The 26182-nt window shown below is 61.8% G+C and carries 23 protein-coding genes; 16 read left to right on the top strand and 7 right to left on the bottom strand.

All coding sequences use genetic code 11. From position 1 onward, the window contains the following. Positions 1-42 precede the first annotated feature (42 nt). A complete protein-coding gene (locus tag Q1A52_RS05590; RefSeq protein WP_300011948.1) occupies positions 43-1854 on the bottom strand; it encodes an IlvD/Edd family dehydratase in 1812 nt (603 codons plus the stop codon). Then, a complete protein-coding gene (locus Q1A52_RS05585; protein ID WP_300011945.1) occupies positions 1851-2612 on the bottom strand; it encodes an SDR family oxidoreductase in 762 nt (253 codons plus the stop codon). Before Q1A52_RS05585 ends, Q1A52_RS05590 begins: the two co-directional genes overlap by 4 nt. Before the next feature lie 197 nt (positions 2613-2809). On the opposite strand from Q1A52_RS05585, the gene Q1A52_RS05580 reads away from it, so the two are divergent. Both Q1A52_RS05580 and denD read left to right on the top strand, forming a co-directional pair. Beyond that, positions 2810-3697: an NAD(P)-dependent oxidoreductase gene (locus tag Q1A52_RS05580; protein WP_300011943.1), complete on the top strand. Its 888-nt coding sequence runs from the start codon at positions 2810-2812 to the stop codon at positions 3695-3697. Continuing rightward, a complete protein-coding gene (gene denD, locus Q1A52_RS05575) occupies positions 3694-4677 on the top strand; it encodes a D-erythronate dehydrogenase (RefSeq protein WP_300011940.1) in 984 nt (327 codons plus the stop codon). Before Q1A52_RS05580 ends, denD begins: the two co-directional genes overlap by 4 nt. On the opposite strand, the gene Q1A52_RS05570 is transcribed toward denD, so the two are convergent. Continuing rightward, positions 4641-5330, bottom strand: coding sequence for a GntR family transcriptional regulator (locus Q1A52_RS05570; RefSeq protein WP_300011937.1), 690 nt, complete (start codon positions 5328-5330; stop codon positions 4641-4643). The two genes, denD and Q1A52_RS05570, sit on opposite strands and share 37 nt — an antisense overlap. Before the next feature lie 190 nt (positions 5331-5520). On the opposite strand from Q1A52_RS05570, the gene Q1A52_RS05565 reads away from it, so the two are divergent. The 10 genes from Q1A52_RS05565 to Q1A52_RS05520 all read left to right on the top strand — a co-directional run bounded on the left by Q1A52_RS05565 (position 5521) and on the right by Q1A52_RS05520 (position 16178). Continuing rightward, a complete protein-coding gene (locus Q1A52_RS05565) occupies positions 5521-6543 on the top strand; it encodes a TRAP transporter substrate-binding protein (RefSeq protein ID WP_300011934.1) in 1023 nt (340 codons plus the stop codon). Positions 6544-6636: 93 nt separating this feature from the next. Further along, the gene (locus Q1A52_RS05560; protein ID WP_300011931.1) at positions 6637-7536 is read left to right on the top strand and encodes a TRAP transporter small permease subunit; all 900 of its coding nucleotides are present in this window, start codon (positions 6637-6639) and stop codon (positions 7534-7536) included. Next, positions 7536-9161, top strand: coding sequence for a TRAP transporter large permease subunit (locus Q1A52_RS05555; protein ID WP_299826199.1), 1626 nt, complete (start codon positions 7536-7538; stop codon positions 9159-9161). The genes Q1A52_RS05560 and Q1A52_RS05555 overlap by 1 nt, the downstream gene beginning before the upstream one ends. Before the next feature lie 10 nt (positions 9162-9171). Beyond that, on the top strand, positions 9172-10119 hold the full coding sequence (locus Q1A52_RS05550; RefSeq protein ID WP_300011928.1) for a phytanoyl-CoA dioxygenase family protein: 948 nt from the start codon (positions 9172-9174) through the stop codon (positions 10117-10119). A gap of 9 nt (positions 10120-10128) precedes the next feature. After that, complete coding sequence (locus tag Q1A52_RS05545; RefSeq protein ID WP_300011925.1) at positions 10129-11637, top strand: UxaA family hydrolase; 1509 nt, start codon at positions 10129-10131, stop codon at positions 11635-11637. Further along, positions 11634-12635, top strand: a complete 1002-nt coding sequence (locus Q1A52_RS05540) for a Gfo/Idh/MocA family oxidoreductase (protein WP_300011922.1) — start codon at positions 11634-11636, stop codon at positions 12633-12635. The genes Q1A52_RS05545 and Q1A52_RS05540 overlap by 4 nt, the downstream gene beginning before the upstream one ends. Next, a complete protein-coding gene (locus Q1A52_RS05535) occupies positions 12628-13542 on the top strand; it encodes a phytanoyl-CoA dioxygenase family protein (protein WP_300011919.1) in 915 nt (304 codons plus the stop codon). Before Q1A52_RS05540 ends, Q1A52_RS05535 begins: the two co-directional genes overlap by 8 nt. Then, positions 13539-14426, top strand: a complete 888-nt coding sequence (locus Q1A52_RS05530; RefSeq protein ID WP_300011916.1) for an NAD(P)-dependent oxidoreductase — start codon at positions 13539-13541, stop codon at positions 14424-14426. The genes Q1A52_RS05535 and Q1A52_RS05530 overlap by 4 nt, the downstream gene beginning before the upstream one ends. 1 nt (position 14427) lies before the next feature. Further along, positions 14428-15309, top strand: a complete 882-nt coding sequence (locus Q1A52_RS05525) for a DMT family transporter (RefSeq protein WP_300011913.1) — start codon at positions 14428-14430, stop codon at positions 15307-15309. Next, positions 15306-16178, top strand: a complete 873-nt coding sequence (locus Q1A52_RS05520; RefSeq protein WP_300011910.1) for a sugar kinase — start codon at positions 15306-15308, stop codon at positions 16176-16178. The genes Q1A52_RS05525 and Q1A52_RS05520 overlap by 4 nt, the downstream gene beginning before the upstream one ends. Here the strand turns inward: Q1A52_RS05520 and Q1A52_RS05515 are convergent. Together Q1A52_RS05515 and uxaC are read right to left on the bottom strand one after the other, a co-directional pair. Continuing rightward, positions 16165-17376 (bottom strand): mannitol dehydrogenase family protein, encoded by a 1212-nt coding sequence (locus Q1A52_RS05515; protein WP_300011907.1) that lies wholly within the window; start codon positions 17374-17376, stop codon positions 16165-16167. The two genes, Q1A52_RS05520 and Q1A52_RS05515, sit on opposite strands and share 14 nt — an antisense overlap. Then, positions 17373-18734 carry a glucuronate isomerase gene (gene uxaC / locus Q1A52_RS05510; protein WP_300011904.1) on the bottom strand — a complete coding sequence of 454 codons (1362 nt, stop codon included), beginning with the start codon at positions 18732-18734 and terminating at the stop codon, positions 17373-17375. Before uxaC ends, Q1A52_RS05515 begins: the two co-directional genes overlap by 4 nt. A gap of 116 nt (positions 18735-18850) precedes the next feature. Between uxaC and Q1A52_RS05505 the strand changes: the two genes are divergently transcribed. Genes Q1A52_RS05505 through uxuA form a run of 4 tightly spaced genes read left to right on the top strand, consistent with a single transcriptional unit; the run spans position 18851 to position 23119 of the window. Continuing rightward, positions 18851-19888 carry a Gfo/Idh/MocA family oxidoreductase gene (locus Q1A52_RS05505; RefSeq protein ID WP_300011901.1) on the top strand — a complete coding sequence of 346 codons (1038 nt, stop codon included), beginning with the start codon at positions 18851-18853 and terminating at the stop codon, positions 19886-19888. Beyond that, positions 19885-20892: a Gfo/Idh/MocA family oxidoreductase gene (locus Q1A52_RS05500; protein WP_300011898.1), complete on the top strand. Its 1008-nt coding sequence runs from the start codon at positions 19885-19887 to the stop codon at positions 20890-20892. The genes Q1A52_RS05505 and Q1A52_RS05500 overlap by 4 nt, the downstream gene beginning before the upstream one ends. Further along, complete coding sequence (locus Q1A52_RS05495; RefSeq protein ID WP_300011895.1) at positions 20889-21941, top strand: Gfo/Idh/MocA family oxidoreductase; 1053 nt, start codon at positions 20889-20891, stop codon at positions 21939-21941. Before Q1A52_RS05500 ends, Q1A52_RS05495 begins: the two co-directional genes overlap by 4 nt. Continuing rightward, the gene (uxuA, locus tag Q1A52_RS05490) at positions 21938-23119 is read left to right on the top strand and encodes a mannonate dehydratase (RefSeq protein WP_300011892.1); all 1182 of its coding nucleotides are present in this window, start codon (positions 21938-21940) and stop codon (positions 23117-23119) included. Before Q1A52_RS05495 ends, uxuA begins: the two co-directional genes overlap by 4 nt. On the opposite strand, the gene Q1A52_RS05485 is transcribed toward uxuA, so the two are convergent. Next, on the bottom strand, positions 23116-24357 hold the full coding sequence (locus Q1A52_RS05485; protein ID WP_300011889.1) for a DNA recombination protein RmuC: 1242 nt from the start codon (positions 24355-24357) through the stop codon (positions 23116-23118). The genes uxuA and Q1A52_RS05485 overlap by 4 nt on opposite strands. Continuing rightward, positions 24354-26177 carry a DNA mismatch repair endonuclease MutL gene (gene mutL, locus Q1A52_RS05480; RefSeq protein WP_300011886.1) on the bottom strand — a complete coding sequence of 608 codons (1824 nt, stop codon included), beginning with the start codon at positions 26175-26177 and terminating at the stop codon, positions 24354-24356. The genes Q1A52_RS05485 and mutL overlap by 4 nt, the downstream gene beginning before the upstream one ends. Positions 26178-26182: the final 5 nt, after the last annotated feature.

Here is a 26182-nt window from a genome sequence, read left to right as displayed (position 1 = left end):
CCACGCCAGAGGCGCGCTAGTGATCGTCGCCCTGAGGGCGCGCTAATGGTTATCGCGCGGCATGAACCGGCGCGAGATATCCTGGTACTTGTCGGCGTCCTCCAGGATCATGCCCTGATCAAAGCGGCCGACTTTTTCGCGGAAATACTGCTGCCAGGGCGACTGGCTCTCCGGCGCGTCATAGCCGCCCGCTGCTTCGAAAGCGCGTGCCCGTTCAGCAAGTTCATCCAGCGGCACCAGCATGTCGGCGGTACATTTGTTCAGGTCGATCCGCACCCGGTCCCCGTTTTTCAACAGCGCAAGCCCACCACCTGCTGCCGCTTCGGGCGACGCGTTCAGAATCGACGGGCTGCCAGAAGTGCCCGACTGCCGCCCGTCCCCCACACAGGGCAGCGCCTCGACACCCTTCTTCAGCAGGTAGGACGGCGGGCGCATGTTCACTACCTCGGCCCCGCCCGGATAGCCCTTGGGCCCCGCCCCACGCATGAACAGCACGCAATCCTCGTCGATATTCTCCGCCGGGTCGTCGATCCGATGGTGGAAATCCTCCGGCCCGTCAAACACCACCGCGCGGCCCTCAAAAGCGTTCATGTCGTCCGCGTTTGACAGGTATTTCGCGCGGAATACCTTGCTGATCACGCTGGTCTTCATGATCGCGCTGTCAAAGAGATTGCCGGACAGGTTGATAAACCCGGCCTGCTCTTTCAGCGGCTCCGACGCAGGCTTGATGACCTTGGTGTCTTCACTGCGCAGATGCCCGCAATTCTCCGCCATCGTCTTGCCATTGGCGGTGATCACATCCGGATGCGGCAGCAACCCCGCCGCGATCAGTTCTCCCACCACCGCAGGCACGCCGCCTGCGTGCTGGTAGTCCTCGCCCAGATACTCACCCGCCGGCTGCAGGTTGACCAGCAGTGGCACATCATGGCCCACGGCCTGCCAGTCATTGTTGTCCAGCGGCACGCCCAGATGCCGCGCAATTCCGTTCAGGTGAATGGGCGCATTGGTCGACCCGCCAATCGCCGAATTGATCACGATGGTGTTCTCGAAGGCCTCGCGGGTCATGATGTCGGAGGGACGCAGGTCCTCCCAGACCATCTCGACAATCCGCCGCCCCGTCTCATAGCTGATCTGTCCGCGCTCACGATAGGGCGCAGGGATCGCCGCCGAGCCTGGCAGTTGCATGCCCAAGGCCTCGGCCAGTGAATTCATTGTCGTCGCCGTGCCCATAGTGTTGCAATACCCAACCGACGGGGCCGATGAGGCCACCAGTTCCATGAACCCATCATCGTCGATCTCACCCGCCGCGAGCATCTCGCGCGCTTTCCAGACGATGGTGCCTGAGCCTGTGCGCTCGCCCCGGAACCAACCGTTCAGCATCGGACCAACTGACAGTGCAATCGCCGGGATATTCACCGTCGCCGCCGCCATCAGCAGCGCAGGCGTGGTCTTGTCACAGCCGATGTTCAGCACCACCCCGTCCAGCGGATAGCCAAAGAGCGTCTCGACCAGCGACAGATAGGCCAGGTTCCGGTCTAGCATCGCCGTGGGCCGTTTGCCGGTTTCTTGGATCGGATGCACCGGCACCTCGATACAGGTGCCGCCCGCGGCAATGACCCCATCCCGAACCCGCTTGGTCAGCTCTAGATGGTGGCGATTGCAGGGGGAGAGGTCACTGCCCGTCTGCGCAATCCCGATGATCGGTTTACCCGACTGCAGCTCTTCCCGCGTCAGCCCGTAGTTCAGATAGCGCTCCAGATAGAGCGCGGTCATTTCCGGATTGTCCGGGTTCATGAACCACTTGCGCGACCGTAAGTCCTTGATCTCAATCTTCTTGGTCCCAGAATCTGTCACTGTCCTGACCAGCCTCCGTCAATGATATGGGGATGCCCCGTTGTAAATGCGCTCTCGTCGCTGGCCAGATAAACGACCAGCGCCGCGATCTCCTCGGCTGTGGCCACGCGGCCCATGGGTTGGCGCGAGACAAACTGCGTAATCGCCGCGTCCTTGCTGCCCAATTGCTTGCCCAAGGCGTCCACCCGGTCATGCCAACTCGGGCTTTCCACCGTGCCGGGGCATATCGCGTTGCAACGGATGCCCTTGGATACGTAATCCACCGCAACTGATTTCGTCAGCCCGATCACCGCCGCCTTCGTGGTGCCATAGATGAAGCGGTTCGGCGCGCCGATCACGCTGGAGCAGGCCGAGGACATATTGATGATCGATCCACCCCCGCGTTCCAGCATCCCCGGCAGGGCGGCACGGATTGTGCGCAGCATCGAACGCACGTTCAGATCAAAGGCAAAGTCCCATTCGTCATCGGTTGCATCCAGCACAGACCCATGATGCACAAAGCCCGCGCAGTTGAACAGAACGTCCGGCTGCGCCCGCGCCACCCCGGCGGAGACACTCTCATCGCTGCGGGCGTCAAGTTCGAAAATTTCGATATTTTCGTGATTCGCCTCCCGAATCGTGGAAAGTGCATCCATGTTGATGTCGGTGGCAAAGACCTGCGCACCTTCTGCCGCCATGGCCAAAGCACTGGCGCGCCCGATCCCCTGACCAGCCGCTGTCACCAACGCCCGCTTTCCCTTAAGCCTTTGCCCTGTCATAAAAAAGTGTCCCCCGTAGTGCTTGCGGCCGGCTCTCCACACCGGGTGATACACCCCCGGCCGCAGCACAAATTTTGCCGTCTTCATCAAAAAACCACCGGACGGGCTGGTCCAATGGCTGGTTTTCGTTAGCGTATGACAACAGCGCCAGTTTGGCTACTGCTTTGGAAAACGGATTAAGGGGGATGTCCGGCACCATGACCACATCGCGAAAAATAACGCTGATCGGAACGGGGCTGATGGGCGTTCCGATGAGCCGCAATCTGCTCAAGGCTGGGCATGACCTCACCGTCTGGAACCGTACACTGGCCCGGGCCGAACCTCTCGCCAAGGATGGCGCCACCGTTGCCCCCGATGCGATGACCGCCATCAAGGGCGCCGAGTTCGTGATCACCATGCTCTCGGATGGCTTTGCCTCCGGCGCCGTGATCGAAGAGGCGCTGGCTGCAAAGGCGCTCAGCCCCGGGGCCGTCTGGATCGACATGTCCAGTGCCAAGCCGGAACATGCGCGCGCCCAGGCCAAGCTACTCGAAAGCCTCGGCTTCGCGCACCTGGATGCGCCGGTTTCAGGCGGGACCAAAGGGGCGGAGGCCGCCAGCCTCGCCATCATGGTCGGCGGCAAACCCGAGACCTTCGATGCGGCCCGCGCCGTCTTCGAGGCCATGGGCCGGCCGGTGCACGTGGGCCCCTCGGGCGCGGGGCAGCTCTCGAAACTCGCCAACCAGACCATCGTCGCCGTCACCATCAGCGCCGTGGCCGAGGCCATGCTGCTCGCCGAACAGGGCGGCGCCAATCCGGCAGCGGTGCGCGCCGCGCTCAAGGGCGGCTTTGCCGACAGCGTGATCCTGCAACAGCATGGCGAACGTATGACGACAGGAAATTTCAAGCCCGGCGGGCTGACCAAGTTTCAGGTCAAGGACCTCAACAACACCTTGGACGAGGCCGCGAGCCTTGGCCTCACGCTGCCCGCCACGGAAAGCGTGCGGGACAGATTCCAACATTTCATCGACGCCATGGATGGCGCGGAGAAGGACCATTCAGGGCTTTACCTCGAACTGAAAGCCAGAAACGGATTGAGCACATGACCCGCGTTCTGATCATCGGCGGCGGCGGCATGGTCGGGCAGAAGCTGTTGGCGCGGTTGCTGTCTGAAGGCCTGCCGGGCCACGACACGCTGGATATCTCGCTGTTTGACATCGGCTTTCCGCCCAGCTGCCCCGAGGGGCCCGCGCAGATCACTGGCAATCTCACCGACCCTGCAAAGATCACCCAGCTCGCCGGTCTGCGGCCCGATCTGATCTATCATCTGGCTGCCATTGTTTCAGGCGAATCCGAGACCGATTTCGACAAGGGCTGGGCCACCAACATGATGGCCATGTGGCATCTGCTGGAGGCCCTGCGCGGCGAACATGACGCAAGCGGTGGCGCATATGTGCCGCGGGTGATCTTCACCTCTTCCATCGCGGTTTTTGGCGCGCCCTTCCCGGACAAGATCGGCGACGAGTTCCTTTGCTCTCCGCAAACCAGCTATGGTGCACAGAAGGCCATTTCCGAACTGATGCTGCAGGACTTCAGCCGCAAGGGCTTCATGGACGGCATGTCGCTGCGACTGCCCACAATCTGTGTTCGCCCCGGCAAAGCCAACCTGGCGGCCTCCTCCTTCTTTTCCGGGATCATCCGCGAACCGCTCAACGGGGTCGAGGCGGTGCTGCCGGTGCCGGATACAGTACGACACTGGCACGCATCACCACGCGCTGCTGCTGGTTTTCTGATCCATGCGGCAACCCTCGACACGGATCAGCTCGAAGGCCGTCGCGCGCTCAGCCTGCCGGGGCTCAGCTGCACCGTGGCCGAGCAGATCGAGGCACTGCGCCGCGTCGCAGGTCAAAAGGCGGTCGATCTGATCAAGCCGCAACCAGATGAGGCCATCATGAAGATCGTCGCGGGCTGGCCACGCAATTTCGACCCGGCCCGCGCCGCGGCGCTCGGATTCAGGGCGGAGAACGGTTTTGACGAAATCGTACAGACCTATATCGCGGAGGATTTACCGAAGGCATCAGGGTAGGATTTGCGGGGCAGAGGTCGCGTCAGATTTCGTGCCAGGTGGTCGTTCACACAGACACGCATCAGGTCTTCATTGCGCTGCAAAGCGGCATCCAGAATCGCCTGATGCTCGCGAATATTCTCCGGAAAATACCCGTAATTTGTCTCCGCAGAGACCAGTTGTTGCCGAAACTGTTCGTAAATTACCACATGCGTACGCTTTAATAGTCCGGACCCGCAGGCGTCGATCAACGTCTCATGGAATTCCTGCTCCGCCCGGCTCCAGAGCCCCAGCAGGGGAATCAGATCGCCCGATGAGCGCACCCGGGTTTCGATGTGAGACAACTTGTGGTGGGCCGCGGTCAGACGGGATTCCCACTCGACGCCCCCCAAACGTATCGACAGGCACGCGCCTTCCGTCTCCAGCAAAATACGCATATGGGTCAGCTCATGTTGCCGCTCAACTGACTGATATGGCGATCTAAATCCACGCTGCTCCTGAAAATCTACCAGTCCGACGGTGGACAGACGAAACAGGACTTCCCGCACGGTGCTCGCAGAACAGTTGTAATCTTGACGTAGCTTTTCCGCGCGCAGTTTGGTACCATATCCAAACTCGCCCGTGATCAGCCGGTGACGCATGTCGTCAAAAATATCGGCATCCTGCGTGGCCATGTGAAGTCTCCCAGTCTCCCTCCAGCGTTACGCTCAAAATTTCGAAAATCAAAGAAAATATCGAAATTCTGGGAAAATAAAATATTTTCTTGCTTGAAGCGCCCGCCTCAGCCTAACGTTTCGTTAGCGTAATCACCGCCGGGGCATTCAAGTCCCGAAAATTAGCGCGCTCAACGTCTGGGAGGACAAAATGAAAATGATGAAAAAGGCGGCCACGGTCGCCGCTGTAGCAGCCTTTGCTGCGTCGACTGCGCTGACCGCGTCGGCAGAGACAAGCAATCTTCGCATTCAAACACATTATGCGCCTGAAACTGTTTCGGGCAAACTGGCAGCACAATACGTGCAGGACATTCAGGACATGTCGAACGGCGAGATCGTCGTGGAGATGTTCTATTCTTCATCCGTCGTAAAATCGGTCGAGACTTTCGATGCCGCATCCACGGGCATTCTCGACTGCGACATGACGGGCGGCGGGTATCAGACCGGTAAGAACTCTGCCTTCCAGTTCGTCGGCGACATCATGGGCGGCTACGACACGCCGTATCAGCAGCTGAGCTGGCTCTACTTCGGCGGCGGTCGGGAAGCAGCGGCACCGCTCTATAACAAATACGGCATGGAGCTGATCGGCTGGTGGGTCTACGGTCAGGAGAGCTTTGCCTCCTCCAAGCCGATTGCCAAGGTTGAAGACTTCAAGGACTGGAAATTCCGGTCGCCCCCCGGCATGGAAACCAAGATCTTTGAAAAGCTGGGCGCCTCGCCCATCGTGATGGACTTCACCGAGATCTTCACCGCACTTGAAACCGGCATCATCGACGGCGCGGACGCGTCAGGCCTCGCCAACAACGTGGGTCTGGGTCTCTATGACATCGTGAAATATGCCAACTTCCCCGGCTTTCACTCGATGCCGTCCGATCACCTGGCGTGCAATAAGGCCGTGTTCGACGCGATGCCTGCGCACCACCAGAAGATCATGAAGGTGGCGATGGAAGCGCTGGCCCTGCGCACCGCGCTGACGTTCGAGAAGAAGAACGCCGAAGCGGCCGCTCAGCTGCGTGAGCAAGGTGTGACCCTGTCGCAGTGGGCACCTGAAGAGCTGGCGAAGTTCCGTGCAGCAGCACAGGCCACATGGCCTGAGTTCGCCGACACACCGGAAGCCAAGGCGCTTGTCGAAAGCCACCTGGCCTATCTGGAGCAGCTCGGCCTCAAGCAGTAAGCCGGCCTGAAACCGGACCCCGCCTGCCAAGGGCGGGGTCTTTTTTGTCTCTGGCCGGGGCAATCACCAACAATCGGCCGCTGGGGGAGAACCATGCAGGAAAAATCCGGAAGCCTTATCGAATGGCTTATACCGCTCGCCTTCATCGTCTGCGCTGCGTGGCTGACATGGCATCTTCCCGCCTTTACGCTCTCGTGGTTTCCCCCCGAGGACCCATCGCAATTTGACAAGCTCAGCGCGCTTTTCGGGCGCATCGACGTGACGCCCGAAATGGGTGGACTTTTTGGCGGTTACGCCGACATGGTGGATTGGATCACGCTACTGCTCTTGCCGATCTTCGGCTTCATCGGTGTGCGCACCGTCCGCCGCGCGCCCATGGAATTTGAAAGCTGGCGGCCGCTGGACCGCCTTGCCGTTTTCATCGGGCGGCTGACCATGATGCTGATTGTCCTGCTCTGCTCTGTGATGATTTACGAGGTTGTGTTGCGTTATGTCTTCGAGGCGCCAACCCTCTGGGCCAATGAACTCTCGCTCTGGCTCGCCGGGTTTGTGTTCCTCTGCGCCGGGCTCTACGCCATGCAGCAACGCAGCCACATCCGCATCTTCCTGCTCTATGACATGCTGCCCCGCGCCTTGCAGCGCACTTGCGACTGCATCTCTACGCTGCTGATCGTGACCTTCGCCTTCTTCCTCGTCTATGGAGGCTACGGCGAGGCCTTCGACAAGTTTTACCGGTGGGAAACATTCGGAACCGCCTTTGACCCGCCCATTCCTGCCACGCTGAAACCCATGGTCTTGCTGGTGATCGTGCTTGTGGCTTTTCAGGCCGTTGTCAATCTGGTCTCCGATTGGAACGCCGAGCCGGTGATCCATACCGCTGCCGACGACATCGACCAGGACGAGTTGGAGCGGATCAAGGCTGCCGTCGGCGCGGACGGCACCGGCGACCTCGACGTCACACGCGGCAGCATTCAGTCCAAAGGATCCAACTGATGGATATCGGTACAATTTCACTGGTCCTCATGCTGGGCCTGATCCTTTTGCTGGCCATCGGCATGCCGCTGGGCTTTGCCTCTGCCATCCTCGCCGTGCTCGTGCTGGTGATGAAGTTCGAACCGGCGCTGCTGACCGCACCCTGGACCTTTGGCGACGGCATTTTAACCGGCAGGCCCGGTGCGGGGCCGCTCAACATTCTCGCGCAGAAAATATATGGGCTCTTAACGGACTATGTCCTCATATCCATCCCGCTTTTCATCTTTATGGCGGCCTTGCTGGAACGATCGGGCATTGCCAAGGATATGTACTCCTCGCTGAACGTCTGGCTGAACCGCACCCGTGGCGGCATCGCCATCGTGACCTCGATCATGGCGGTGATCATGGCCGCGATGTCCGGCATCATTGGCGGCGAAGTGGTGCTGCTGGGTCTGATCGCCCTGCCACAGATGCTGCGTCTCGGCTACAGCCAGAACCTTGCCATCGGCACCATCTGTGCCTCAGGCTCGCTGGGGACGATGATCCCGCCGTCTATCGTGCTGATCATCTACGGGCTGATCACGGAAACCTCGATCAAGGCGCTCTTCACCGCCTCCTTCCTGCCCGGCTTCATGCTGGCCAGTTTCATCATCCTCTACATCATCATCCGCACCCAGCTGCGCCCTCAGGATGCGCCGCTGCCCGACCCTGTTGAGGGCGAGCCCTATGGCATGGAGAAAGCCAAACTCTTTCTCGCCTTCCTTTGTGTCCTGATTGCCGGCTTTGGCACGGCACTCTTCCTGCGGGCCCTTTTCTTTGAGCTCTCCGGCCAGAACGCAGGCAATACCGGGGCCGCCATCGCCTATGGCACCGCCGACTGGTTGCCGTGGTTCGGTGGCGCCGTGGCGCTGTCTTTCGTGATGATGTTCGCGGTTCTGGGCAAGGCGCGCACGGCCTTGGGCTGGTCGATGGGCAAGGGTCTTGTGCCCCCCATCGTCGTCATCGGCGTTGTCATGGGCTCGATTTACGGCGGTATCACCGGCATTACCGAAGCGGCGGGCATGGGCGCACTGGCCGTTCTGGTGATCGCCATCTGCCGGGGAGAAGCCTCTTTCGAGCTGGTCTGGGACAGCCTCATGCGCACGTTGAAATCCACCGGAACCATCATCTGGGTGACCATCGGCGCAGCAGCGCTTGCGGGCGCCTATACCATCGCGGGCGGTCCGGTCTATGTGGCCGATTTCATCGTCGGCTCTGACCTGCCGACCATGGGGATCATCCTCGCGATGATGCTGATCCTGCTCTTCATGGGGGCCTTCATGGATTGGGTCGGCATCGTGCTGCTGATCATCCCTGTGTTCCTGCCCATTGTGCAGCGCCTGCCCATCGAGGAAATCGGTGTCTTCGGCGAGCTGAACCCCCGCCATGTCGCGATCTGGTTCGGTGTGGTCTTCTGTATGAACATGCAGGTGAGCTTCCTGAGCCCGCCCTTTGGCCCTGCAGCCTTCTACCTGAAATCCGTGGCGCCGCCGCACATCAGCCTGACGGATATCTTCAAGGGGTTCCTGCCTTTCATCGGTATCCAGCTTTGTGCCCTGTCGGTACTGCTGATCTGGCCCCCGATCGTTTCATTGCTCTTACCCTGAGGAATGTAAAATGCTGACCTATGCCCAACGTCGTGCCTTTGCCACCGATGGCTATCTGGTGCTGGAAGACGTGGTGCCAGCGGAGATCAGGGCACAGGTTGAAGGCGAATATGCCGCGCTGCTGGACAGCCTGTGCGAGGGTTGGGTTGCAGACGGCCTGCTGCCGCAGGAGGTCGTGCAGCAGGATTTCTGGCAAAAACTGCTGACGGCCTATGAGGCCGGATGTGACTGGTTCCAGCCCATGGACATCAACTTGCCCGGGGATGAAGTCACCCCGGATACACCGATGCATTTCGGCCCTGCCGTTTTCGACCTGGTGACATGCCCTGCCATTCTCGACGTTGTCGAAGCCCTGATCGGGCCGGAGATCACGTCAAATCCGATCCAGCATGTGCGGATCAAACCGCCCCGCCCCGCGCTTCAGGAAAATGAAATCCGCGCCCATGTCACCCAGACGGACTGGCATCAGGATCGTGGCGTTGGTCTGGAAGAGGCCGACCAGACGGAGATGGTCACCGTATGGATCGCCATGACGGACGCGACGGAGGAAAACGGCTGCCTGCAGGTGATGCCCGGCACCCCCGACACCATGCTGCCGCATTGCCCAAAGACCCAGACGGCCATCGCTGATGGGTTCATCGACCCCGCGCAGGCCCTGCCCCTGCCCGTCCGCGCAGGGGGCATCGTGCTGCTGCATCCACTCACGCCGCATGCCTCGCTGCCCAATGGCACCGATGCCTTCCGCTGGTCCTTTGATCTGCGCTACAATGTAACCGGCCAACCCACCGGCCGCGCGCATTTTCCCGATTTCGTCGCCCGCAGCGCCGCCCAGCCGGAGACGGCCTTGACCGACTGGCGCACATGGCGGCAGATGTGGGAAGAGGCCCGGGCAGACCTTGCCGGCGGGGCTCATATCCCGATCCATCGCTGGCAAAGCGATGCCCCCTTCTGCGCCTGAGGAGCTGTCATGGACATTGTCCGTCTTGATCCCGCCGATAACGTTGTGACCGCCACCCGCGCTCTGGAGGTCGGCGTGGCCGTCGAAAGCACCACAACCCGCGCGCTCATCCCTTCAGGGCACAAGATCGCAACCCAGGACATCGCCAAGGGGGAGGCCATTCGCAAATACGCGCAGGTGATCGGCTACGCGGCGGATGACATTGCGGCGGGCGATCATGTGCACACGCAGAATGTCGAATTTCGTAACACCGACGCGGATTACGACTATGCCACCGACCTGCGCCCGGTCACGCCCGTTCCCGAAGACCAGCGCGACAGTTTCATGGGGTATCGGCGGGAAAACGGTCAGGTCGGCACGCGCAACTATATCGCCATTGTCACCTCGGTGAATTGTTCTGCCACCGCCGCGCGGATGATCGCCGCGCATTTCACGCCCGAGGTGCTGGCCGACTATCCCAACGTCGACGGTGTGGTGGCTTTTGTGCATGGCACTGGCTGCGGCATGGCCGATTCCGGGGATGGCTTTGAAGCGCTGCAACGCGTGATGTGGGGATACGCGCGCCACCCCAACCATGCGGGCGTGCTGATGGTCGGCCTGGGCTGCGAGATGAACCAGATCGACTGGTTGCTGGAGGCTTACGGCCTGAAACAGGGGCCCACCTTTCAGGTGATTAACATTCAGTCGGTCGCGGGATTGCGCAAAACAATCGAGTTGGGCATCGCGAAGATCGAGGCCATGTTGCCCATTGCCAATCAGGCCACGCGAGAGCCCTGTCCGGCCTCTGACCTGATGGTGGCCCTGCAATGCGGCGGATCTGATGCCTGGTCGGGGATCACCGCCAACCCGGCGCTTGGCTACGCCTGCGATCTGCTGGCAGCTCAAGGCGGCACCGGGGTGCTGGCGGAAACGCCGGAGATTTATGGTGCAGAGCATCTGCTGACGCGTCGCGCAACGGATCGGGCGACGGGCGAGAAACTGGTAGACCTCATCAAGTGGTGGGAGGATTACACCGCACGCAACCTCGGATCGATGGACAACAACCCGTCGCCTGGCAACAAGGCGGGCGGGCTGACCACCATCCTCGAAAAATCGCTGGGCGCCGCGGCCAAGGGCGGCACAAGCCCCCTGATGGGTGTCTACAAATATGCCGAACCAGTGCGCGCCCGCGGGTTCACCTTCATGGACAGCCCCGGCTATGATCCGGCCAGCGTCACCGGCCAGATCGCCGGGGGCTGCAATCTGGTGTGTTTCACCACCGGGCGCGGCTCCGCCTTTGGCTCAAAACCCAGCCCGACGATCAAGGTGGCGACAAACTCGCAGATGGCCCAGCGCATGGCGGAAGATATGGATGTGAATGCGGGCACGATCCTCTCCGAAGGCACCACGGTCGAGGAGAAGGGCCGCGAAATCTACAATCTCTTCCTGAAGGTCGCCAGTGGTGAGATGACCAAGTCCGAAGCGCAGGGCCTTGGGGATTACGAATTCGTGCCTTGGCAAATCGGGGCGGTGATGTGAAACGCATCCTTGTCGTGGGGGGAGGTCTGATCGGCATTCGGCATGTTGGGGCGGTGCAGGCTCATCCGGGCTGCCACCTCGTCGGGCTGGCCGATCCGGACATGTCTCTTGCGCCGGATGTCCCACGCTTTGCCGATATGGCGGAGGTGGCGGACCCAGTGGACGGCGTCATCATCGCAACACCCACGGACCTGCACGCCCGTCACGGGGGCTACGCCGCCAAACGCGGCTGGCATATGCTGATCGAAAAGCCGGTTGCAGGCGATCTGACCGGCGCGCGCGCCCTGCGCGATGCGGTGGCGCGCGCCGGTGTCGGCTCTCTTGTCGGACATCACCGCCGGTATCATGCCGCCGTGCAACAGCTCAAAGCCATGATCGCGGAGGACACTATCGGCAGGGTGGTCTGCGCCAACCTGATCTGGGCGATGCGCAAACCGGATGACTATTTCGCCGGGAACTGGCGGGCCGCAGGCGGCAGTCCCGTGATGATCAATCTGGTACATGACATAGATATCCTGAGGTTTGTCGTGGGCGAGATTGCGGCTGTTACCGCCCTGCGTGGTGCGGGGTTGCGCGGACGGAACCGCATTGAAAGCGGGGCTGTGGCGCTAGTCTTTGAGAATGGCGCCACCGGCACCATCAGCTTTGCCGACACCAGCCCCAGCCCCTGGGGGTTCGAAGCGGGCACAGGGGAGAACCCGAACATCGGCACCACCGGGCAAGACATGATGTGGATCATGGGCACGGAAGGGGCGATCAGCTTCCCGTCGATGACCCTCTGGTCTGGCACGGAATGGAGCCAACCGGCACAAAGGGTTCCCCTTCAGAAGGCGGAGAACGCACGGGCACCGCTTGAGGCGCAGCTTGACCACTTTCTCGACGTGATCGACGGGGCCACGCCCCTCATTGATGTCGCCGATGCCACGCGCACCCTCGATATCGCCCTGCAGATCGAAACCCAGCTGACCGACACAGTGGAAGGGGCAGCCTATGCCTGAAGTGCTCTCCCCCGATCAGATCGCGCTCTATCAGGAGCAAGGGTATCTCGTTCTGGAGAACCAGATCCCTGCGGCATGGCTCGCCCGTATCCACGCCGAAATCGCAAGGTTCGAGGAGGAAGCACGCGGGATGACCGCCAGCAACGACCGGCTCGATCTGGAAGACAGCCACCGGCCTGACGCACCCCGCCTGCGGCGGATCAAGCTGCCGCATCTGATCTCGGATGTCATGCGGGAGCTGATGTATTCCGATCACATCCTCGCCCCAGCGCGCGATCTGGCCGGGCCTGATCTGCGGCTGCACACGACCAAGCTGAACATGAAATCGGCAGGCTATGGCGCCGCCGTCGAATGGCACCAGGACTATGCGTTCTACCCGCACACGAATGACGACATCCTCGCCATTGGCGTGTTGATCGACGATATGGCCAGCGAAAATGGCCCGCTGATGGTCTACCCCGGCTCGCACAGAGGGCCGGTCTATGACCACCACGTGGACGGTGTCTTTGCGGGCGCGATGCTGCCGGAAGAAAACGGGCTCGACCCGAAGGACGCGGTGGAACTGACCGGCCCCGCGGGATCGATCAGCATCCATCATGGGCGCATCGTGCATGGCTCGGCGCTGAATACCTCTGACCGCGCGCGGCGCATTCTGTTTTACGAGATGATGGCGGCAGACGCCTTTCCGATCATGGGGTCGATGACCCGCTGGGATGGGATCAAGGATTACGACACCCGCATGCTCTGCGGCAACACCACGCTGAACCCACGGCTCAAGGACATTCCGGTGCGCATTCCGCAGCCGCAGCCGGATGTGCCGATCTCCATCTACGAAATCCAGAAAGGCCTGAAGAAACGGGCCTTTGACACCATTTCAGAACCAAAAGACGTAAAGGACAGGACATGACACACCCCACAATCGGATTCATCGGGCTTGGGCTGATGGGCGCAGCCATGGTCGGGCGCCTGCAGGACAAGGGCTATGGCATGACGGTCACCGCCAACCGCTCCCGCCCGAATATCGATGCCGCCGTGGCGCGCGGGGCCACCGAGGTCGCCACCGCGCGCGATGTGGCGGCGGCCAGCGACATCATCATGCTTTGCATGGACACCAGCGACAGCGTGGAAAGCCGGATGCGTGGGGCAGACGGGGTGATCGCGGGCCTGAAGCCCGGCGCGGTGGTGATCGATTTCGGCACCTCCCTGCCCGGCAGCACCCGCGCCCTGGGCGCAGAGGTCGCGGAGGCGGGCGGCACCTACATGGACGCGCCGCTGGGCCGCACGCCCAGCCACGCCAAGGACGGGTTGCTGAACATCATGGCGGCGGGCGACAAGGCGGCCTTTGACAAGGTGGAACCGGTCCTCAAGGACCTGGGCGAAAACGTCTTTCACTTGGGCGCGCTGGGATCGGGCCATACGATCAAGCTGATGAACAACTTCTTTGGCATGACCGTCGCCAATGCCATGGCCGAAGCCTTTGCCATGGCGGATGTCGCGGGCATCGACCGTCAGCAGCTTTACGACGTGATGGCCGCCGGGCCGCTGCATTCCGGCATGATGGACTTCGTCTCGGGCTATGGCCTCAAGGGCGATCCGAACCAGCTGGCCTTTGCCATCAGGAACGCCGCCAAGGATGTGGGCTACTATGCCCGGATGGCCGAAGAGGCAGGTGTCGAAAGCATCATGTCGAAATGCGCGCTCTCTGCCCTGCGCGAAGCCACCGAGACCGGCCACGGCGACAACATGGTCAGCCAGATGATCGATTTCTACGCCAGCAAGATGGGCAAGTAACATGGCAGTGGCCGCGCGCCTGATCGAGGATCGGCCACATTTCGGCATCCTCCTGATGCTTGGCGCGTGGTTCCTGTTTTCACTGGTGGACACCAGCGCTAAATGGCTGGTGATCGCCGGGTTTTCGGCATTCCAACTGGCCTTCATGCGTTACGCCGGTCACTTCGTGATCTCGCTGGCAATGATCGCCCGGGGCGGCGTCACCCGCGACCGCTTTCAGACCACGCACATGTGGCAGGTGGTCAGCCGCGCCATGCTGCTGATCATCGCCACCCTGTCGAATTTCTACGCGCTGAATTTCCTGCCGCTGACCGTCACCTCGGCGATCATGTTCTCCAGCCCCGTTATCGTCTGCGCCCTGTCGGGACCTCTGCTTGGCGAGCGGGTGGGCCCGTGGCGGTGGTTCGCGATCCTTCTGGGATTTGCGGGCGTTCTGGTTGTCATCCGCCCCTTTGGCGAGGCCTTTCACATCGCGATGCTGCTGCCGCTGTTCAATTCGCTCAGCCTTGCGCTCTACTCCATCATGACGCGCAAGCTGGCGGGCGTGGTGGCCACCGAAACGATGCAATTCTACATGGGCGCGCTTGGCACCGCCGTCATGTTGCCAATGGCTGTCTGGGCGTGGCAATGGCCGGACACCGCTGCCGACTGGCTGATCCTGATCGGGCTGGGTGTTTTCGGCTGGGCAGGCCATCAGCTGCTGACCAACGCCCATCGCTTCGGTTCTGCCAACACCTTGATGCCCTATACCTATTCCTTCATGATCTACCTCTCAATCCTGAGCTATCTGGTGTTCGAACACTTGCCGGATCGGTGGACGGTCATCGGGGCCGTGATCATCGTGGTCTCCGGCCTCATCATCTGGAAAAGGGAACAGCGATGACACGCGTGGCCTGTATCGGCGAAGCCATGATCGAACTCTCCATGCAAGGCACCACCGCGCAGGTCGGTGTGGCAGGGGACACGCTCAACACGGCAATCTATCTCAAACGCGCGGCACGGGATGTCTCGGTCGACTATGTCACCTGCCTGGGCGATGACCCTTTTTCAGAGCAGATTCGCGCCTTCATCGGGGCCCAGGGAATTGGCTGCGCGGCGATCCGCACGATTGAGGGCAAATCACCCGGCCTTTACGCGATTACCACGACCGACGCGGGCGAGCGGTCCTTTACCTACTGGCGCAGCGCCTCTGCCGCGCGCGACCTCTTTCAGGCGGATGGCGGCTATGACTTTGACCTGCTCGCCGGTTACGACCTGATCTACCTCTCCGGCATCACCATGGCGATCCTGCCCCACGCGGTTCGGCTGGCCCTGATCGACTGGCTGGCCGACACGCCTGTGCGTTTCGCCTATGACAGCAACTATCGCCCGAAGCTCTGGGAGGATCGGCAAACCGCCCAAGAGGTGACGCAAGCCCTCTGGGCGCGCGCCGATATTGCGCTGCCCTCCATCGACGACGAGATGGCCCTCTTCGAAGAGACCGAGGCGGATGTCGCGGCACGCTTCGCAGCCTACCCCGGCGGCGGTGCGCTCAAACGTGGCGAAACCGGACCGCTCTCACTCGCCGATCCCGTGGATCAGACCTATACGCCCGCCACTAGGGTGGTCGACACCACCGCAGCCGGAGACAGCTTCAACGGCGGGTACCTCGGCGCCCTCGTGCAGGGAAAACCACAGGCCGAAGCCTTGAGGGCAGGCCATGACTGCGCCGCCCGCGTGGTCCAGCACCGCGGCGCGATCATTCCAGAATAACGTCCTTGAGATCCGCCGCGCCAACCAGCGCAAGCAAGTCCGCATCCGACCCGCCGGAGCGGACGATGGTGGCAATCTCTTCCGCCTTCGGGTCCTGCAACGCCCGCCCTGCGGCCACCTCGGCGCGGCAGAACGCGATCCATGCGCGGACGCCTGCGGCGAGCGCGGGCCCACCATCCCGCAGCGTCTGCAGACTGTCGATCATCCGGTAGGGCAGCTTCTGCGTCCCATCCATCGCGATCTGGCGCAGACTGTGATTGATGTGGCGGTTGTCGAACCGCGGCACCAGCGCCGCGGCATAGGACGAGGCCATCTTTTGCATTTCGGGCGCCAGCGTCTGCGCCGCCTCCGCCATCAGCGCCCGCGCCGCCCTCCGCAATGTCGCATCCGCCATCGCCTCGTGCACATAGGTGTGCCCCGCCAAGGTGCCCGCATAGGCCAGCATCGAATGCGCGCCGTTCAGCATCCGCAGCTTGCGCATCTCATGCGGGGCCACATCTCTGGCAAGGACCACGTCCGGCCAGTCTGGCCGAGGCCCGGCAAAGTGATCCTCGATTACCCATTCCCGAAACGGCTCGGTCGGCACGGCCATCGCATCTCCCGTCTCGGCGCGCAGCGCGTCCGAAGTCGCGGGCGTGATCCGGTCCACCATGCTGTTGGGAAAGCGCGCTTTTGCTGCCCTCATGTCCAGCCGCGCCTCCGCGGCAAAAGCCACCACCGCACCGCGCAACACGTCGCCGTTGTGCGCACGGTTGTCACAGCTCAGCACCGTGACCGGCGTTGTCCGCGCAGCGATCCCTCGTGCCAGAAACCCGATCACCGTACGCGGCCCACCACCCTCTAGGTCCTGCGCAATCAGGGGATCCTCCAGATCCAACCGGTTCTCCGGCGTCAGGTGATAGCCCTTCTCGGTCACGGTGACCGAGATGATGTGCACCCCGGGGTCAGTGATCTGCGCCAGTACTGCCTGCGGGTCCTCCGGTGCGACCAGCACGCTGTCAAAAACGGTGATCTGTTTGACGCCCTGCCCCTGCACCGACAGCCCATAATCATAGCCCTGCGCCCGCAGCCCATCGCGCACCGTGGCCGAGCGCAGGCTCACCCCGGTGATCGACCAGCCGCCCGCATCCTGCGTGTAATCGGCGATATGCGCCCGCGCAAAGTTGCCCACACCGATATGCAGAATGCGCGGCATCATGTGGTCAACCTGTAGGTATCCCGCGCCAGATCAACCGCCAGCAGGGGCGCGATCTCCCGCGCATCCGCCAGATCGAACACACCCCGCGTCACCTGCTGTTCAAGGTGCAGCGCCACGCCCCGCCGCCACATGTCGTGCCGCGCCGGAATCGACAGGAAGGCCCGCGTGTCATCATTGAAACCGGCGAGGTTCCAATAGCCCGCTGTTTCCACCACTTGGTCGAAATAGCGCGCAATCCCCGCGGCACTGTCGTGGAACCACCACGGCGGGCCAATCCGCAGGCACGGCCAATGGCCCGCCATCGGCGCCAGCTCGCGCGCATAAGTGGTCTCATCCAGCGTGAACAGGATCAGCATGAAATCGGGCGTATTCCCCACCCGGTTCAAAAGGGCCTCCAGCCCGCGCACCCAATCCACGGCAATGGGGATATCCGCGCCCTTGTCGCGGCCAAACTGATCCATGACCGTGGCATTCGTATTGCGCCTGCTACCTCCGTGGATCTGCATGACCAGCCCATCCTCGACAGACATCTGCGCCATCTCGATCAGCATATGGCCGTAAAAAATCCGAGCATCCTCCTCTGACCCGGTGCCTTTGCGCAGCCGCTGATAGACCCTGTCCGGATCCTCCAGCCATTCCGTATGGATTACCTCGATCGCGTGGTCGGTTGCCGTGGCCCCCATCATCTTGAAAAATGTGCGGCGCGCACGCAGGGCGGCAAGGAACCCATCAAAGCTACTGACGTCTTCCCCGGTGTGCATGGCAAGGCGACCCAGGTTTTTCAGGAAATCGGGATCGCTGGGGTCAAGCACATTATCCGGTCGGAAGGTCGGCACGACGCGTCCGGTCCAGGTGCTGTTGGTGATGGCCTCATGATGCGACAGGTCGTCCAGGGCCCCATCCGTCGTGGCCAGCACCTCGATCCCGAACTGATCGAAAAGGGCGCGCGGGCGGAAAGCGGGATCAACCAGTTTTTCGGCAATCCGGTCGTAAATCTCATCCGCTGTCTCCTCGGATAGCGGTGTTTCGATCCCTAACGTTTGGGTCAGCACATAGCTCATCCAGAACCGCGACGGCGTGCCCAGAAACAGCGGCCAGTGCCGCGCAAACAGCCGAAATATCGCGCGCGGGTCAGCCCCCTTACCGGGCGTGCCCACCCCGAGATCCGCGAGGCTCACCCCTTGTGAATACAGCATCCGGAAAACATAGTGATCCGGCACGACCAACAGGGTCGCCGGGTCCGGAAAGGGATTGTCCGCGGCAAACCACTCCGGCGCGCAATGGCCATGGGGTGACACAATCGGCAAACCCTGAATTTCCTCATAAAGAGTGGCCGCCGTTCCTGTCAGATGTTGCACTGCTATCCCCCTTATCCATGCGCTGTGCCACGTGATACCACGCTTTGGCGCTTGTACATCTTTTGCTTGGCCTTATCCGATCTTTCCTGCAAGTGTTGCCTCAATCGGGAGGGGGTATGAAGACTGTTTTGATCGGCCTCGGCATGGTCGCGGACACGCATCTTGCGGCGATCCAGCATTCCACAAAAGGCATCGAACTGGCCGCCGTCATGGGCCGCGATTGCGCGCGCGCCTATGCGTTTGCCGGCAAGGCGACAACGGCACTTGGCTATGCCGTTCCGGTCGCGGAAACGGTGCGGCACATCGCGCAAGACGATACCATTGATTTCGTGATCATCGCCACGCCACCCGACGCGCGGCAAGACCTCGTGGCAGAGCTGAGCGCGGCGGGTAAACCCATCCTGATGGAAAAACCCATTGAGCGGACATTGGCTGCGGCGACAGCGATCGTTGCGCAGTGTGAAGCGGCAAGGGTGCCGCTCGGGATCGTCTTCCAGCATCGTGCCCGTGCCGCATCGCAACAGCTCAAGACGCTCCTGACCGAAGGCACGCTGGGGGATGTCGCCACCGTGGATATCCGCGTGCCCTGGTGGCGCGATCAGGCCTATTACGATGCGCCGGGGCGCGGCACCTATACCCGTGATGGCGGTGGTGTGATGATCAATCAAGCCATTCACACGCTTGATCTGGCGCTTTGGCTGCTGGGTCCCATCCGCAGCCTGCAGGCCACGATGGGGAAAACCCCGCTGCATGATCTGGAAGCCGAAGACTGGGCCAGCGCGGTTTTCGAAATGGAGAGCGGCGCACTCGGTAATCTGACCGCGACGACAGCAGCCTTTCCCGGCGAAGCTGAAAGCCTGACAATCCAGGGCACAGAGGCAGCCGCCCATCTGGCCTCCGGCGTTTTGACGCTGACTCATCTGGACGGACGTGTGGAGGCGTTCGGCGCAGATGCCAGCACAGGTGGCGGCGCTGACCCCATGGCCTTTACTCATGACTGGCATCAGACCATTCTCGAAGACTTTGCCACATGCATCACCACTGGGCAGGCCCCGCTTGCCTCCGGCACCAGCGCGCTGGAGGCACACCGCGTGATCGACGCCATGGAACGGGCCAACGCATCCGGACAACGCACAGAGGTGACACCCACATGACGCTCTCCTTCATCGCCTTGGGGCTGGACCACCGGCACATCTTCGGCATGACGCAGAACATGCTGGACATCGGGGCGACCTGCCTTGGCTACTGGACCGAAGGCGCGCCCGAAACGCTTGCTGGCTTCACCAAGCGGTTCCCCGAGTTGTCGCGCTTTGACAGCCTCGACGCGGCGCTTGCCAGCGGCGCGGATCTGGCTCTGGTGTCCGCCATTCCCGCCGACCGGGCCGCCCTTGCAACCCGCGCCATGCGACAGGGCATGGACGTGATGACCGACAAACCCGGCTGCACAACGCTGGCCCAGCTGGAAGAAATCAAAGACTGTGTGGCCGGGACGGGCCGCATCTGGTCCGTCAACTTCTCGGAACGTTTCGAGGTCCCTGCGGTGACCCGGGCAACCGAATTGGTCGAAGCTGGTGCAATCGGCAAGGTCGTGCACACCGCAGGCCTTGGCCCCCACCGGCTCAACCGCGCCACCCGGCCCAGCTGGTTCTTTGAACGGGAGCGTTATGGCGGCATCCTGACGGACATCGGCTCTCACCAGATCGACCAGTTCCTGCACTTCACCGGATCAAGCGAGGCCGAAGTTGCCCATGCTATGGTCGCAAATCACACCAACCCGGCAGATCAAGGATTGCAGGATTTCGGTGAAATCTCACTGCGCAGCGCCACGGCCTCGGGCTACATACGCGTGGATTGGTACACCCCCGATGCGCTGCCCACCTGGGGCGACGGGCGGCTGACCATCCTTGGCACCGAAGGCTACATCGAGCTGCGCAAATACGTGGATGTCGGCGGCACGGACGGCACGGACCATCTGCTGCTGGTCAATGGCACACGCTGCGAGAAAATCGACGCAAGTGGAGCCGGATTGCCCTATTTTGAAAGACTGGCGCATGACATCCGCAACCGGACGGAAACTGCGATGAGACAGCGACACTGCTTTACGGTGATGGAACTGGCGCTAAAAGCGCAGGCGATGGCGGAGGGTGCGGACACATGATCCGCGTCGCTATCCTTGGCGCGGGCATCGGGCGCGAACATCTTGCTGCCTATCGTGCGCTGCCAGACCTCTTTTCGGTGGATATCCTCGTTGATCAGGACGCGGCCCGCGCAGAGAGCATTCGCGCGAACGATACATTTAACGTCGAAACCGATCTACAGGTCGCCTTGGACGATCCGCAGATCGATATGATCGATGTCTGCCTGCCGCCCCACCTGCATGTACCCGTGACCCTGCAGGCGCTTTCCGCTGGCAAGCATGTGATTTGTGAAAAGCCGCTGGCCACATCCATGGCAGACGTGGATCGCATCCGCCATGCGGCATCACAATGCGGGCGCCGCGTGTTTCCGGTGTTCCAATACCGCTGGGGGCCCGCATTGGCGCAGCTGCGCGGTCTGATCGCCGCCGGGTTGACCGGCGCACCGCAGGTTGGCGCGATTGAGACGCATTGGTCACGGGGCGCTGATTACTACGCCGTGCCCTGGCGCGGGACATGGGCGGGTGAGCAGGGCGGTGCCGTGCTGGGTCATGCCATTCACAACCATGACCTGATGACCCATTTCATGGGGCCGGTCGCCCGCCTGTCAGCCATGACAACCACGCGGGTGAACCAGATCGAAACCGAAGATTGCGCAGCCATCAGTTTCCAGATGAAAAACGGCGCGCTCTGCACCAGCAGTATCACGCTGGGTGCCGCAACGGATGAAACCCGCATTCGTTTTGTCTTTGAGCACCTGACCGCAACCTCCGGCACAACGCCCTATGCCCCCGGCGCCACAGACTGGCAATTCGTCGCCCGTACCCCCGACGACCAGCACACGGTGGACGCCTGTCTGGCCGCAACAGCACCCGAACCCATCGGGTTCAAAGGTTTTCTGACAGCCATCGCGCAGGACATGGCCGGAGAGGACAACCACGCCGTTTCACTAGAGGAGGGCGCGGCCTCCGTCGCGCTGGTGACGGCAATTTATCACGCGGCCCGCAATGGCGTGCGCGTGAACCTCCCGCTCGACGCCGCGCACCCGCTGTATGAAGGATGGCAACCATGAAACAATGCTGGCGCTGGTTCGGACCACACGACACGATTGCCCTGGACGATCTGCATCAGGTCGGGGTGGAAGGCATCGTAACCGCGCTGCACCACATCGCCCCCGGCATGCCCTGGACCGAAGACGACATCGCCAAGCGGCAAGAGATGCTGAGCAGCGCCGGGTTTGCCTGGGACGTGGTTGAAAGCCTGCCCGTGTCCGAAGAGATCAAGACGCAGGGACCGGAGGCGCGGCAGCATCTGGAGCACTATAAATCCAGCCTGACCGCCCTGGCCGCACGTGGGATCAAAACGGTGTGCTACAACTTCATGCCGATCCTCGACTGGACGCGCACATCGCTCCGGGCGCCGCAGCCGCATGGCGGCACTGCGATGCTGTTCCACCTGCTGGATTTCGCTGTCTTTGACCTGCACATCCTCGCCCGGAATTCGGCGCCAGAAGACTATTCCGTCGCGATGCGCGAGGCCGCCCGCGCGCAATTTCAGGCGATGTCAGGCGCGGAACGCCTGAGCCTGCAGCGCAACATCATCGCCGGTCTGCCCGGTGCAAACGATACCTGGAGATTGCCGGATGTGGCCGCACGACTGGGCACATATGATGGCATCAGCCCGGACAAGCTACACGCCCATCTGGTTGATTTTCTGGCCGAAGTTGCGCCCGTTGCCCAATACCTCGGCCTGCGCCTGTGCTGCCATCCGGATGATCCGCCTTTTGGGCTGCTGGGGTTGCCGCGGGTGATGTCCACAACCGATGACTATGCCGAAACGCTGGCCGCCGTTGATGTGCCTGCCAACGGGGCCACTCTCTGTACCGGGTCGCTGGGCGTGCGATCGGATTTCGACGCACCGGGATTCGTGGAACGGCTTGGCTCACGCATCCATTTCGTACATCTGCGCAACACCAAACGGTTGGGCGGTGAGCCGAACCGACCGGATTTCTTTGAAGCGGCGCATTTGGAGGGCGACACCGATATGGTTGCCACAATCCGGGCGCTGATGCAGGAACAGGCCCGGCGTAAGGACGCGGGCCGGCCAGATTGGCAAATTCCGATGCGCCCGGATCACGGGCAGGAACTGCTCTATGACAGGGAAGCGGGCAGCATGCCGGGTTATCCGCTGATCGGGCGGATGCGCGGGCTGGCGGAACTGCGCGGCATCATGGCTGCCTGCGCCGATTAGACGTCCTGCTTGGCGAGTGGAACGACGTTTGCCGTGTCATCATCCGGGCTGATCTCTTCGAAATCGAAGTTGTCGAGACGGTGCGCCCGTTTGCCCGCCTTATCCGCGCTGATCTTGATTTCCTCGATGTCTTTCGAGGCCTGATTGAAATGCCGGTCAAGGTTGCCCACCCGCGTCCCCAGACGGTCCACATCTGCCACCAGCTTGGACAATTCAGACCGGATCGCCCCCGCGTGCTCGCGCATCCGCGCGTCTTTCAGAATGGCGCGCATGGTGTTCAGCGTCGCCATGCAGGTGGTGGGGGACACGATCCAGACCCGAGCATCAAAGCCCTTGCGCACCAAATCGGGAAAATTGGCATGCAGTTCGGCGTAGACGGCCTCAGACGGCAGGAACATCAACGCCCCATCCGCTGTTTCACCGTCGATGATGTATTTCGCCGCGATGTCGCTGATGTGTTTTGTCACCGCGACCTTCATCTTGGCCACCGCTTCTTTCAGCTCCCAATCGGTCTCTGCCGCGCGCAAAGCTTCGTAAGCTTCCAAGGGGAATTTACTGTCGATCACTATAGGCCCCGGCGGGTTCGGCAAGTGAATGAGGCAATCCGCGCGTTTGCCGTTGCTCAGCGTGTGCTGCAACGCAAAACTATCCTTCGGCAAGGCTTTGGAGACGATATCCCGCAGCTGAATTTCGCCAAAGGCCCCGCGCGTCTGCTTGTTGCTGAGAATATCCTGAAGCGACAGGACATCGCCCGAAAGCTTGGTGATATTATCCTGCGCCTTGTCGATGGCCGCCAGCCGTTCCTGCAGTTGCGTCAGCGATGTGGTCGTCTGCTTGGAGGACCCGTGCAGGGTCTCCTTCATCCGTTCCTGCATTTCCGAAAGGGAGCGGGCCGAGCGCAGGGCGTTGTCGGCCAGACGGTCCTGCATCTGCTGCTGCACTGTGGCAAGGCGAGCCTCTACCGTCTGGATAACCTGCGCCTGCGCGGTCGCCTGTGTGTCAGACACCGTCTGCAACCCCCCGCGAAGCTGTTCCTGACCTGCCCCCAATTGCTGCACATGCTGGCCCAGAAGGCCAATTTGCTGCATCAACGGGGCGGAAACGGCCGCGCTCCGGCGCGCCGCCCGAACCGTCATGATCAGCAGTATCAGGATCACCAGGACGACACCGGCGCTGGCCAAAATGACCATCACCTGCGGATCCGTCAGGGAATAGGTTTGTCCAGCAATTTCAATCACGTGCGTCCAAACAGGCGTTCGATGTCGCTCATTTTCAACTCGACATAGGTTGGTCTGCCGTGGTTGCACTGACCTGAGTGCGGTGTCGCCTCCATCTCGCGCAGCAGGGCGTTCATTTCTTCCGCGCGCATCCAGCGACCCGAGCGGATGGAACCGTGGCAAGCCACACGGCTGAGGATGGCTTCTATTCTGGCTTGTAGCGTGTTGCTGCTGTTCTGATCGGCAAGCTCGTCAAGGATGTCGAGGACCATCGCCCGCGCGTCGACCGTGCCGAGAATGGCAGGGGTTTCGCGCACGGCAACTGCGCCGCCTCCAAATGGTTCAATGCCTAAACCAAACTTTTCGAGCTCCGCTGAAACATCCATCAACCTGGCGCATTCCGCTTCCGAAAGCTCAACAATTTCAGGGATCAACAGGGCTTGCCGCGCCACACCGTTTTCCGCCATTTGGCGTTTGAGCTTTTCGTACACAAGTCGTTCGTGCGCGGCGTGTTGATCAACAATGACCATGCCCTTTGCCGTTTGCGCGATGATGTAATTCTCGTGCACCTGTCCCCGCGCTGTCCCAAGCGGGTAGTCAGGTGCCTCTTCCGGCTCCGTTTCGGGGACTGGTTCCGGCGTATCGACCACCCGCCCCCAAACCGGCGCGGTCTCAGCAAAGCTTGGCGCGTGGGAGGACGGCGGGCGACGGTCCATCTGGTAGACCCGCGCGCCCACGGGCTCTGGCGTCATCGCGCCCAGTGTCGCCCCTGCAACCGTTGTGGACGCCCGATGCCCCGCATTGGCCAACGCGTGACGCAAGCCGGACACGATCAACCCACGGGCCACGCCAGGATCGCGAAAGCGTACCTCGGACTTGGCCGGATGCACGTTGACGTCCACCAGGTTGGGATCGCAATCAATGAAAAGCGCGGCAACCGGGTGTCTGTCACGGCTGAGGAAGTCAAAATACGCCCCCCGCAGAGCACCGGTGAGCAGTTTATCCCGCACGGGCCGTCCGTTCACAAAGAGATACTGAGCAACAGCCGATCCCCGCGAATAGGTGGGCAAGGCCGCAAAACCCGTCAGATGCAGCCCTTCGCGCTCGGCGTCTATGGGCAGAGAATTCTCGGCGAACTCGCCCCCCAGAACACGGGCGAGACGCCCCTGCAACGCCCCGAAAAGGTCGCCCTGTTCAGCGTCGGCGCGAAAGACTTCCCGTCCTTCGCCGTCGCCTGAAATATCGCGCAAGATGAACTGCACAAAGGGCTCCGCCATCGCCAACCGCTTGACGACGTCGGTGATTGCCTGGCTTTCAGCACGGTCCGTGCGCAGAAACTTCAGGCGCGCGGGCGTAGCGTAAAAAAGGTCACGCAGGGTGACGGTCGTGCCGGTGTTCAGTGCTGCTGGCCGGAGCGCGCTCATCTGCCCGCCGGTCACAGAGACTTCCACACCTGTGGCACCCTCTGCACGGCTGGCGATGGTCAAGCGCCCCACGGCTCCGAGCGACGGCAAAGCCTCGCCCCGAAACCCGAAGGTATGAATGGCGAGCAAATCCGATCCGTCGATCTTTGATGTCGCATGACGTGACAAGGCCAGCGGCAATTCGTCTTCGCCCATGCCACAACCGTCATCCTGTACCCGGATCAGGGTCTTGCCACCATCCGCATAGTCAATCGTGATCCGGCGGGCGCCGGCATCCAGCGCGTTTTCAACCAGTTCCTTGACCGCAGAGGCGGGGCGTTCGACAACTTCTCCGGCAGCAATACGGTTGATGGCTGCTTCATCCAGTTGCCGAATGACAGGGCGGTTTTCGCCTATATTGGGGTCGAGAGATGCCATACCCC

Origin of the sequence: uncultured Roseobacter sp. (genome assembly GCF_947488185.1) — a bacterium.
Taxonomy (GTDB): Bacteria; Pseudomonadota; Alphaproteobacteria; order Rhodobacterales; family Rhodobacteraceae; genus Roseobacter.
Note: the sequence above shows the minus strand (reverse complement) of the source record. Positions and strands in the feature narration are given on the sequence as shown.

What these genes read in the sequence shown, in the direction of transcription:
- Q1A52_RS05585 (WP_300011945.1), bottom strand. Translation starts at nt 2,612, where the DNA reads ATGACAGGGCAAAGGCTTAAGGGAAAGCGGGCGTTGGTGACAGCGGCT.
- Q1A52_RS05580 (WP_300011943.1), top strand. Translation starts at nt 2,810, where the DNA reads ATGACCACATCGCGAAAAATAACGCTGATCGGAACGGGGCTGATGGGC.
- denD (WP_300011940.1), top strand. Translation starts at nt 3,694, where the DNA reads ATGACCCGCGTTCTGATCATCGGCGGCGGCGGCATGGTCGGGCAGAAG.
- Q1A52_RS05570 (WP_300011937.1), bottom strand. Translation starts at nt 5,330, where the DNA reads ATGGCCACGCAGGATGCCGATATTTTTGACGACATGCGTCACCGGCTG.
- Q1A52_RS05565 (WP_300011934.1), top strand. Translation starts at nt 5,521, where the DNA reads ATGAAAATGATGAAAAAGGCGGCCACGGTCGCCGCTGTAGCAGCCTTT.
- Q1A52_RS05560 (WP_300011931.1), top strand. Translation starts at nt 6,637, where the DNA reads ATGCAGGAAAAATCCGGAAGCCTTATCGAATGGCTTATACCGCTCGCC.
- Q1A52_RS05555 (WP_299826199.1), top strand. Translation starts at nt 7,536, where the DNA reads ATGGATATCGGTACAATTTCACTGGTCCTCATGCTGGGCCTGATCCTT.
- Q1A52_RS05550 (WP_300011928.1), top strand. Translation starts at nt 9,172, where the DNA reads ATGCTGACCTATGCCCAACGTCGTGCCTTTGCCACCGATGGCTATCTG.
- Q1A52_RS05545 (WP_300011925.1), top strand. Translation starts at nt 10,129, where the DNA reads ATGGACATTGTCCGTCTTGATCCCGCCGATAACGTTGTGACCGCCACC.
- Q1A52_RS05535 (WP_300011919.1), top strand. Translation starts at nt 12,628, where the DNA reads ATGCCTGAAGTGCTCTCCCCCGATCAGATCGCGCTCTATCAGGAGCAA.
- Q1A52_RS05530 (WP_300011916.1), top strand. Translation starts at nt 13,539, where the DNA reads ATGACACACCCCACAATCGGATTCATCGGGCTTGGGCTGATGGGCGCA.
- Q1A52_RS05525 (WP_300011913.1), top strand. Translation starts at nt 14,428, where the DNA reads ATGGCAGTGGCCGCGCGCCTGATCGAGGATCGGCCACATTTCGGCATC.
- Q1A52_RS05520 (WP_300011910.1), top strand. Translation starts at nt 15,306, where the DNA reads ATGACACGCGTGGCCTGTATCGGCGAAGCCATGATCGAACTCTCCATG.
- Q1A52_RS05515 (WP_300011907.1), bottom strand. Translation starts at nt 17,376, where the DNA reads ATGATGCCGCGCATTCTGCATATCGGTGTGGGCAACTTTGCGCGGGCG.
- Q1A52_RS05505 (WP_300011901.1), top strand. Translation starts at nt 18,851, where the DNA reads ATGAAGACTGTTTTGATCGGCCTCGGCATGGTCGCGGACACGCATCTT.
- Q1A52_RS05500 (WP_300011898.1), top strand. Translation starts at nt 19,885, where the DNA reads ATGACGCTCTCCTTCATCGCCTTGGGGCTGGACCACCGGCACATCTTC.
- Q1A52_RS05495 (WP_300011895.1), top strand. Translation starts at nt 20,889, where the DNA reads ATGATCCGCGTCGCTATCCTTGGCGCGGGCATCGGGCGCGAACATCTT.
- uxuA (WP_300011892.1), top strand. Translation starts at nt 21,938, where the DNA reads ATGAAACAATGCTGGCGCTGGTTCGGACCACACGACACGATTGCCCTG.
- mutL (WP_300011886.1), bottom strand. Translation starts at nt 26,177, where the DNA reads ATGGCATCTCTCGACCCCAATATAGGCGAAAACCGCCCTGTCATTCGG.